The sequence below is a fragment of the Nguyenibacter vanlangensis genome (genome assembly GCF_013376155.1).
Classification (GTDB): Bacteria; Pseudomonadota; Alphaproteobacteria; order Acetobacterales; family Acetobacteraceae; genus Gluconacetobacter; species Gluconacetobacter vanlangensis.
Map to the genome: position 1 here is coordinate 1 of NZ_JABXXP010000055.1, position 10,297 is coordinate 10,297.

The 10,297-nt window shown below is 61.6% G+C and carries 5 protein-coding genes and 1 pseudogene; 2 read left to right on the plus strand and 4 right to left on the minus strand.

From position 1 onward, the window contains the following. Positions 1-205: 205 nt before the first annotated feature. The 3 genes and pseudogenes from HUK84_RS05475 to HUK84_RS05485 form a co-directional block, all read right to left on the minus strand. Positions 206-387: pseudogene (locus HUK84_RS05475) on the minus strand (transposase); the annotation flags it as partial. Positions 388-682: 295 nt separating this feature from the next. Further along, positions 683-3,247, minus strand: a complete 2,565-nt coding sequence (locus HUK84_RS05480) for a glycoside hydrolase family 31 protein (protein WP_176639371.1) — start codon at positions 3,245-3,247, stop codon at positions 683-685. A gap of 57 nt (positions 3,248-3,304) precedes the next feature. After that, positions 3,305-4,720, minus strand: a complete 1,416-nt coding sequence (locus HUK84_RS05485; protein ID WP_176639372.1) for a carbohydrate porin — start codon at positions 4,718-4,720, stop codon at positions 3,305-3,307. Between the two features lie 306 nt (positions 4,721-5,026). On the opposite strand from HUK84_RS05485, the gene HUK84_RS05490 reads away from it, so the two are divergent. Further along, complete coding sequence (locus HUK84_RS05490) at positions 5,027-6,079, plus strand: LacI family DNA-binding transcriptional regulator (protein ID WP_176639373.1); 1,053 nt, start codon at positions 5,027-5,029, stop codon at positions 6,077-6,079. Positions 6,080-6,334: 255 nt separating this feature from the next. Then, positions 6,335-7,735 carry a M20/M25/M40 family metallo-hydrolase gene (locus HUK84_RS05495; RefSeq protein WP_176639375.1) on the plus strand — a complete coding sequence of 467 codons (1,401 nt, stop codon included), beginning with the start codon at positions 6,335-6,337 and terminating at the stop codon, positions 7,733-7,735. Positions 7,736-8,229: 494 nt separating this feature from the next. On the opposite strand, the gene HUK84_RS05500 is transcribed toward HUK84_RS05495, so the two are convergent. Beyond that, positions 8,230-9,972: a hypothetical protein gene (locus tag HUK84_RS05500; protein WP_176639374.1), complete on the minus strand. Its 1,743-nt coding sequence runs from the start codon at positions 9,970-9,972 to the stop codon at positions 8,230-8,232. Between the last annotated feature and the right edge of the window lie 325 nt (positions 9,973-10,297).

A 10,297-nucleotide genomic window follows, 5' to 3' on the forward strand; every position in this document is an offset into this window, starting at 1 on the left:
CCATTTCCACAATAGCCGGGGTCATGCCAAATCCGCTCCTCACAAGGGCAGAATCCTTGAATCACAGCCAGATTCAGCACGTCAATCCAGACCCCATAAAAACTGATGGGTGGTGAGGTCAGCACCTTCAGTGGTGTTCTCTTTCTAACGCCTCGGGGAGTTGATGGCTCCGATTCTGGCTGCGACCCGGCGTTAGCGCCTCATTGGCCTCGCACCAAGTCATCACTTCGGGACGACCGTAATGGCGTCGCCCGGGGATGGTCAGCCGCGTGGCGGCCAATGGCGGCGGATACGGCGCACTAGGCGCCGAAGATGGCATCGAACTTCCTGGCCGCACGGCGTCTTGCCTGGCCGCAGCATCATGGCGTCGGGGCGATGGGGAGCCGATCTGACTGGAGGATGCCAAAAATGATATGACGCGGACGACATAATAGCTACCTCTTGGCGGTGCGCGCCGCCATGGCATGGGTTGCGATTAGATTTGAAACACTCGCTTGCATGTGTCATGGGTGGAGATAGGATGGTCAGCAGAATGTGGGCTTCGGGCAGAGCAGTCAAAGAAGCTGTCGTTTTCATGGGAGGAAGACGAGGTCCGTTCACTCAACCTTACTCTTCACCACATCCCTGATTTTTCAACGACCGGCTCGCGAATTTCCGGGCAAAGCGCGCGAGCCGTTATTCGTTATCGACCCATTGTAATCGTCAGTTTTGTGGTCTGCACCTGATACGGAATGGTGAAATGCATCGCATGCATTTTGCCGTCGAAATGGACGTTTGTGGCCTTTGCCCCCTCAATGGTCGGCGCTTTGGCCGACATTGAAACACCGTAGATTGTCACGTCGATCGACTTCCACCACGGCCGATATTGACCCTGCGGCGCCTCCAGAGCCAAGGAAAGCGTGCCATTCGTCAGCGATCCGTCAAAATGCTGGCGAAAATATTGTCCTTTGCGGAAGTCAAAGGTCTTGCCATCGTCCGTGTAGAGATCGCCCGACATCGTGTCGTTCGCGTAAACCGAAAGCTGAAGGGGACCTTGAGGAATTTCCTCGGTGCTTTGAGTCAGCGGCTCACGCGGAACGATGCTGCCCGCCTTGACGAAAACAGGAAGCAGCCCGAACTTTGGATGTTCCATGATCATATGAGGCGTCTGCGAGGCGTCGGCAACGATCGCCGAGGAGGTGCCACTGTTCCCGGTCGCCTCGGCAGCCGTGGCATTCTCGACCTTCTGGCCACTCCAATAATCGTACCACGCGCCCGGCGGTAGAATGATCTTGTAGTCGTTGGCTTCCTCCGGGAACGGTGACGGTGCAACGAGAAAGGATGCGCCCCACATGAACTCGCTCGGTGCCTGAAGATCGAGCGCGAGGCCACCGCCGGCCTGAGGAAACTCGAGAAAGAGCGGCCGCATCATCGGTATACCGGTGCGACTGGCCTCTTCGCCGACTGTATAAATGTAAGGCAGCAGACGATAACGTTCTTCGATGTATCGCCGACGGATATCTTCATGCATCTTACCGTCGACCCAGGGTTCCTGCGGTCGCGTTCCGAGATCGGTGTGGTCTTCGGCGATCGGGTTGAACATGCCGAGTTCGAGCCACGCCGTCAGCAGATCCGCCGGTGGGGAGTTGACGAAGCCGCCCAGGTTATCGCCCACATATGCGAAGCCGCTCAAGCCCAGGCTGAGGAGCTGGGGCGTGCTCAAACGCAAATGGTTCCAGGTCGAGGTGTTGTCGCCCGTCCATGTCGTCGCATAACGCTGGCCACCCGCGTAGGACGCCCGCATCATCACGAATGGCCGTTGATCGGGTTTGAGCTTTAAAAGGCCCTCATAGGTCGCGCGGCCATTTTCCATGCCATAGACGTTGTGCATTTCCTCATGCGTCGCATCGCGTGTCTGGAAACCGGGTTCGTCGATATGATGAACATTGTCATTCGGCATCGTTTTCAGCGCCGTGAAGATCGAGGGTTCGTTCATGTCGTTCCAGAAGCCAGCGACATTGTCATCGATATAACGCTCACGGAACAGATTGCCCCAGTAGGTGCGTGCTTTCTGATCTGTAAAGTCCGGAAAAACAGCTGGCCCAGGCCAGACTGGACCGATATAGACCGATCCATCCGGCCGGTGGACGAACGCATTCTGTGCCGCACCGAGGTCATAGGGAGCGTAATGGGCGCCAGGAAGATGTGCGACATGGAGATCGGTAATGACGACACTATGAAAGTTGTCGCGGGCCAGATCGGCGATGAGTTCCTTGAAGTGCGGAAAAGCCTTGGCGTCGACCGTGAAGGGGCGATTGTGATCCTGAAAGCCGATATCGAACCAAATGACATCCGCAGGCAGGCGATCCTTGCGGAGACGCGCCGCGATTGCGCGCACGGTCTTTTCATCGGGATAGGAATAGCGCGACTGCTGGAATCCGAACATCCAGCGCGGTGGCATGGGCGAACGGCCTGTCAGCCAGGTATAGGATGAGACGACGTCTTTTGGCGTCGGTCCGGTCATGACGTAGTAATCGATCGCGCCGCCCGCCGCGCCGAACGTCATGCGATCCTGGTGCGCCACACCGAAATCGAACACGGACCGCCATGTATTATCCATGAATACACCATAAGCGTGCCCCTTCTCATAGCCGATGAAGAATGGGATATCTTTGTAAAGTGGCTCCTGCCGCTCCTGGAACGTGTAAGCGTCCGTGTTCCAGTTCTGTGAGACATAGCCACGGCGGTCGAGCGGAGCGAGTTTGTCACCAAGACCAAAAATATGTAGGTCGGGCGACATCATTTTCGTAAGTTGGAATCCTCTGCCGTCGGTCGTAAAAGGTCCGCTAGGCGCATCGGATAGAATGACCGCGTGGTTGGCATTCTCAACCGAGATCGCGCCGCTGATCCTGTTGATTTGAATGCTGCCGCCACGCGTGGCCAATCCGAATGCAGGGTCGGTATCCTCGTCACGAACCTCAGCCTTGCTGTTGCGGGAGTTTTCCAGCGCGGCCCATGACTCGTCACGCGGCAGCGTGCCGTCCCGTCCGATACGAATGCGGAAAACGTCGTCCCGAAGTGCTGCGACTTCGATGATGACGGCGCCTTTGCGGACGGTCAGTGTGTTGCCCGCACGCTGGACAAGCTGAAATGCCGACTGTGCCTGCGAGGGCTCGGCCCATGCCGGGGCAGCGCCGACCGATGCCATTGCGATCCCTGTCACAATAGTCGAGGCCAGGAGGACGTGTCCAAGCGGAAATCTTTTCATGATTTTTCCTTGTTACCTCGAAAGTGGAGAAACATTTTCCTCGCGCCGATTGCGATCTTAAAAGACCTGCACATGCAGCCTTCCTCCCAGGAAAACGGCATTGGGAATGTTGCGCTGGCCGTTGACGTTCCAGAAATACTGAAAGTCGGGCGCCAGAAGAACGCCATGGCCCAGATCGAAGCGGTAGGTCGCTTCCGCGATCTCCGCAAAGCGCTGAACCTGATAGGGAATCCCCGGCACGATTTGGTCGCGATAGCCTAAAGGGGGGCGCAACCCATGGGCGAGAGCGATGGACTGCGCCTCCCCCCATGGTCCGCCGACGGAGGTGGCGCTGAAGATGATACCGGCGCTGTCGCCCGGTCTTGCACGCCAGAATCCGCTGTCGACCAGACCGATCTCGTATTGGTCGACGCGGCGCGACACTGCGGGATCGAGGTGGTCGAAGCGTAGCATCAGCATCAGCCCCTCGTCGGTTTTAGGGCCATTGCGCATCAGCATCTGGTCGTAGACGAACCACATGCCGGGATAGGGGTGGTCCCGCCGCGCGGGCTTGCCGGTCAGGACGGCGATGCCGCCGTCTCGGTCGTAAAGCACGTCGGCCTGCGTCGCATGGGCATAGGTCATGCCGAGCTTGATCCGGCCGATCAGGTCACGACGGGCACCAAGGCGGGGGTCGTATTCGAATTCGAGAGGCAGAGCGACCCCATGCGTCTCGGCGGTCGTGAATTTCCAGCCTGTCTTGTTGTTCGCCTGATCGTTGGCATACACGCCGGTTTGGACGAACCAGTGCGGGACGAACTCGTATTTTAATCGCAGTCCCCATACCGCCTTGGGCCATACACTGTTGGCTGGCTGATCCGGGGACGTTTTCGGCTCACCGCAGATCGCGTTGTTCATGAACGTGCAGTTGAGTTTCGAGGCATTGAAATCGTTCAGGAGCCCCATTCGTCCCACTGCCACCGTCAGGCGATCGTTCAGGAAAGTCTTGTCGGCATCCATCAGCACGAGGTGGAAGGCCGCGTTACCGCCGCCATCGAATACCTGCTGGCTGGGATCGAGCGTGTCGCCAAAACCGTAGCTCGCGTTCTGACCGTAACGGGTTACGGTCGCGAAATGGGTCTTCAGGCCCCTGATTCCAGCGATCTTCCCCCAATCGGCATCGAGTATGATGGCGAACTGGCCAGTGTTGTCGAATGCCTTTCTCACGCCGCCCGTCACGTTGCCGCCGAACTCGTTTTCGTCATCCATCGAAAGGGTGAGTCCCTGACTGGCGAGCCAGGAACGCAGGCCACCGGGGTTGTTTAGAAGCGTATTCGGCGTATCGATCGCCGCCACTGTCTGGGCTTCCCACGGGCTGGCAGAAGAATAAAACGGCGCGATCGTCGCGGGCGCGGAAAGTCCCGACCGCGGGACACAGAAAATCATGCAGAAAAACGCCGCCGCCGCGCGGCACAAACGTTGAAAGCTGCTCAAGCGAAGAAATGGCCGGCTTTTCGAGCGTCGAAGGGCCGCCGATCGTTCGCGATATCTGCGCCCCATATGGAACGATACTCGCGCGGACGGAGCGAAGCCGTCTCCATGGGAAAAGGCGATTACCGAAACCACGCAACAACCTCTTCCGTATGTAACCAAACAGAAAGATCTGTTTAACTTTATCGCTAAAGATCGCAAGTGACGCCGCTAGCTTTAGCGGTAAAGTTTGTGTGAGATCGACGGACGAGCCGTTTGCCACTAATGTTGCAAGGCATGTTCAATTCTCCATCCCACCATCGATCAAAGATGACCTTGAAGGACGTCGCCGCTCGGGTTGGCGTGTCTCACACGACTGTTGCCAACGCGTTCAAGCGGCCGGATCAGTTGTCCGCCACCTTACGGGAACGTATCCTGAAGGCGGCGCAAGAACTGGGTTACGGAGGCCCAGACCCAGCGGCACGGCAGTTGGCGACGGGTCACGCCGGAGCCATAGGGCTGATTCTGAGTGAGGATCTGCCTTATGCCTTTACCGATCCTGCCGCTTTGGCCGTTCTGCGCGGCGCGGCGATGGCGTGCAACGAGCGTGATGTCAATCTCACTTTGATCGCCGCAAAGGGGGACGCGCAGGGGGGAGCGCACTTACCATCTTTGGGTAATGCCGTCGTAGACGGGTTCGTTCTCTATTCCGTTGCTGACGACAGCCACTACGTCGCTTTGGCGCGTCAGCGCGATGTGCCGCTCGTCGTTATCGATCAACCAAAGCTACCGGATATTGACTTTGTCGGAATCGATGACCGCGCGGCAGCTTATGACGCCGCGCGTGCGCTGTTAGCGATGGGACATCGGACGTTCGGCATTCTCTCTCTCCGGAGCCGGAATGACCGTCGATCCGGTTTCATGGGCGCGCGTCGGCGTGCCACAATCTCCTACCGAATAGTGGCGGAGCGTCTGACCGGCTACCTTGAAGCTCTGGCCGATGCCGGTATCCACTCAGAGACTGTTCCTGTCTGGGAGAGCGCCACGAACACCGAACCGGGAGGCCGGGAAGGCATGGCAGCCCTGCTGGAGATACCGCCGCCGGATCGACCGACGGCCTTGCTGGCCATGAGCGATCGTCTGGCCTGCGGTGCGCTCGAGGTTGCTCACGCCCGAAAAATTCCCGTGCCTGAAGCGCTTTCGCTCGTCGGTTTCGACGATTTGCCCGTCGCGGAGAAAGTGGGTTTGACATCTGTGCGTCAACCACATGAGGAAAAGGGACGTCAGGCTGTGGAACTGCTTTGGGGTGTGGAAAAAGCCTCTGAAAAAATCTTGCCGACAGAACTCATATCTCGGAATTCAACGTTGAAACGTGCTTCATGAAGATGAAGCGTCCCGGGTTTTCCGGAGGCTATTTGGTTTGAGTCACGCAGCCCTGTCGATATTCTCAAGGGCTGCATAGTAGTTGGCTTCGGCCTCGGCGGGTGGGATATAGCCGATGGGATCGAAGAGGCGGTGGTTGTTGAATCCGCCCTCCGATCAAGCGGCACGCCACGCCCGCGGGCTGGGCATCCCGTGCCACAGCGGTTACGATTCCCCATCGAATCACGGCACAGGACTCAGCAACCGGACATGTCGATGCGGATCGCAGCTTTCGTCGCGGCCACCACCACTGTGGTGGCCCTCGCGGCGCCCCTCGCCGCCCACGCGGCACCCATCCACCAGCAGGCCGACGCCCAGGCCCTCTCCCTGGCCGAGCAGGCCATCGCCCTGCGCTCGGTCGCCGGCCCCGGCAATCAGACGCCGCAGGTCGCGGCGCTGTTCAAATCGGCCCTGGTCGCCGGCGGGTTTTCCGCGCAGGACATCACCATCACCCCGGTCGATGACACGGCCTACCTGATCGCCCGCTGGCACGGCACCGATCCCACGCTCAAGCCCCTGGTCATTTCCGGCCACATGGACGTGGTCGAGGCCCGGCCCGCCGACTGGCAACGCGATCCGTTCACCCCGGTGGTCGAAGGCGGCTATCTCTACGGCCGCGGCGCCACGGACATGAAGCTCGACGACACGCTGGCCATCGCCGCACTGGTCGAGCTGAAACGCCAGGGCTACCGGCCTCGCCGCGACATCATCCTCGAATTCTCGGGCGACGAGGAAACGACGATGAAGACCGGCGCCCTGATCGCCGATCGGATTTCCGACGCCGAACTGGTGCTGAACGTCGACGGCGCCAACGGCGTGCTCGACGAACGCACCGGCAAGCCCGCCTATTTCACCTGGGAAGGCGCGGAAAAGACCTATGCCGATTATCAGATGGTCGTCACCAATCCGGGCGGCCATTCCTCCGAACCCCGCGCGGTGAACGCGATCGACGAACTGGCGGCCGCCCTGCTGCGCATCCGGCACTACCAGTTCAAGCCCGAATTGAACGCGCTGACCCGCGGCTATTTCATCAGCGCCGCCAGATGGGAACGCCCGGCCACCGCCGCGGCGATGCGCGCCTTCGCCGCCGATCCCACGGACCGCAAGGCGATCGCCGCGCTATCGGCCGACCCGTCCCTGGTCGGCAAGATCGGCACGACCTGCGTCGTGACCATGATCTCGGGCGGCCATGCGCTGAATGCCCTGCCGCAGCGCGCCACCGCCAACATCAATTGCCGCATCTTCCCCGGCCATACCCGCGCCGCGATCATGGCCGAACTGCAGAAGGTCGCCGCCGATCCGGCCATCGCCTTCACGGACGTCACCGCCGGCTCGGTCGCCACCGACGCCTCGCCCCTGCGCCCCGACTTCACGGCAGCGGTGGACAAGGCCATGCACGCCGCCTATCCGGGCGTGCCCGCCTTCGCCGCCATGACCTCGGGCGCCAGCGACAGCATGTGGTTCCGCAACCATCACGTGCCCAGCTACGGCGCCAGCCCGATCTTCATCAAGGCGTCCGACGACTTCATGCACGGGCTGAACGAACGCACGCCGGTCGCCGCCATCCCTCCGGCGATCGACATGCTGCTCTCCCTGGTCACCGACCTGTCGCACTGATCCGGCCCAGGGCAAGCCGCGGCGGCGCGCTGCCGCCGCGGCTTGCCCCGTCCCGTGACGATCAAACCCGTCCCACGACGTTCAAAAAGAACGGCTCATACCAATCCACTTGGACATTGACCGTTGGGAAGACAGGTCGGGCTCTGCCCGAATCCGGCAGGGGTCACGGACCCCTGCACCCCATTACATTTATAAATAATCGGTTTCCAAAGGCTCTGTTGCCGTTAAGTGTTGGTGGCTTTTCTCAGGGCGCTGCCCTGAAACCCGCCAAAGGCCGCGCCTTTGGAAACCGATTGATGGATCAATGAGTCGGGGTGCAGGGGCCTGCGGTCCCTGCCGGGTCCGGGCAGAGCCCGGGATTTCGCCAGCCCTTTGAAAAATCACACTTCAACACGTAACAACAGAGCTTTTCCAAAGGCACCGCCTTTGGCTTGGTTCGGGGCAACGCCCCGAAAAAGAGAGCACAAGACGGTCAATCATGACATGCGCCGGTATCATTTCCGCTTCCGTGGCGCGGGGCTCCGCGTTTTCCGGCCCCGGGACGGGCCGCGCGTCGCCGCAGGGGCGGCTGCGACGGCATTCATCAGAAAATCCATCAGCGCCTCATCGAAATCCAGAGGCATGCCGTCACCCGCCGGGGCGCCCGCCGCCGAACGCGCCTCCAGCGTCTGGTCCGCGATCGCGGACATCACCGGAATGCGCCGCAACGGACGGTCGCCGGAAATCTCACAGGCGGTCACCGCGAAGGAATCCGCCATAGGATCGCCCCGATCCTGCAACAGAAGTGCCGTCCGCATCACGATCGACGACCAGAACGCCCGCCGCGTCTCAAGCCAGGTCCACAGCGCCTTCTTCCGGGCTGCCGCCGAGGCGCCGGCTCCGATCGCGTCGAACATGTCGTCACTATCTTCGAACCAGCTACCGAGAACCGGATAGATCGCCGCCCACTCCCCACTTGCCGCGACCAGCTTGTCGCGCGCATCCGCAGAAAGGGACCGCAGGCGCTCTTCCGCATCGTACTGGCCCAGCAGCCCCGCTGGTGACGAATCATCCGCCGGCCGCAGGTCGGATAACGCACAGACATCCACGACGTCGATCAGGCCGGGCGCCGGATACACGCCGTTCCGGATGCCATCCGCCAGCGCGACGCGCAAAGCCGTCCGGACATAATCCAGCGAGACGCGGCCTTCCTCCCCCGGACCAGCCATCTGCTGGAGAATGCCGCGCTGCTCCGCCACGCTGTCGCACGGCGCGGCATAGGCATCCTTCACGCCGAACCCCTGCTTCAGCAGCACGACGGCAATCGAGCGCGATCGTCCCCGTTGCAGGCCGATCCCCAGGCTTTGCGCGCCGGCCCCGTCGACCGGGCTCGACACGCATCCCGTGATCCGATAGCGCGGCACGTCCGCCGGCTCCGAAGGCACGCCGGAGCGGATTGCCTGCCTGATCAGTCCGTCCACGCATCGTCGATGCGGCTCATCGACGATCCAGGTGCGCAGCATGGCCAGGCGGCCCAGCGCCGATGCGCTCAGATGGCCCGCGGCAATACGGTCGCCCAACCCTTCCGCCGCGCCGGCCCTGACCGGTTCGGACGAATCGAGCAGCCAGGCACAGCCCAGCGGCTCGAAATGCGGGTCGGGGTTCGCGGCGGCGATCCGGCACACCATGCGTCGCGCATCGGGCGGAATCCCCGGCAGCGTTTCCGCAAAGACATGATGCAGCATCGATGGATCGTCATCGACGTTTTTCACCAGGTCGCCGAGAGAATCCACAAAGACCGCAACGGGATCCCTGCCTTCATCCCCCCTGCCTTCATCTCCGGCGAGGAAAGACGCCTCCTGCCTGACGCTCTGCGCGCCGGGCGCGATGTCCGGCACGGCAAGATTCGCCCGGACGTAACATCTGGTAATCGCCATGTTGCCGCGTATGGTGATCTCGCCTTTGCGGGACATGTCGGCAAGATGGCGGCTCAGGGCGTCCAGGCACCGTTTGCCGGCACGCTGCCCGCCTTCCTGCGCCATCCTGGCTTCGTCAAGCGCCATCGTCAGCAGGTCGCAAAGCTCCTCGTCCGGCTCGCCGCCGTTCGCCGTGGACGCGATGTCGTCCGCAAGCGCCACGATCTTCTCGGGCTCCGCGAGAAGCGACCGCGCCATTTGCGCCTGGATGTCATGAAGAAACCGTCCCGCATCCAGCGCCGGAACAGGGGCTGGCGGAACGGCGGACTTCTTTCTCGTCATGATGGCCCCTCCATGTCGCCGGCGAGAGGGTCCCGCGGGAAAGACCACGCGCGGCGATCTCCCGGCCAGGGACTCCATGCAGCGGACTCTATGCAGCCGTCCCGAACCGGGTCAACCGGCAACGCCGCCTGTCGCGCAACGCCGGCCCCCCTCTCATCGCCCCACCGGCACGGCCTGCATCCGCCGCGCCAGGCGCTCATGCGCGCGCAGGATCTCGGGCAGGTGCGGCGCGACCGGATAGCCATCCTCCAGCAGCACCCGACCATGGACGATGGTGGTGGCCGCCTGCGCCGGGCCGCAGCGCAGCCACGCCTCCACCGGGTCG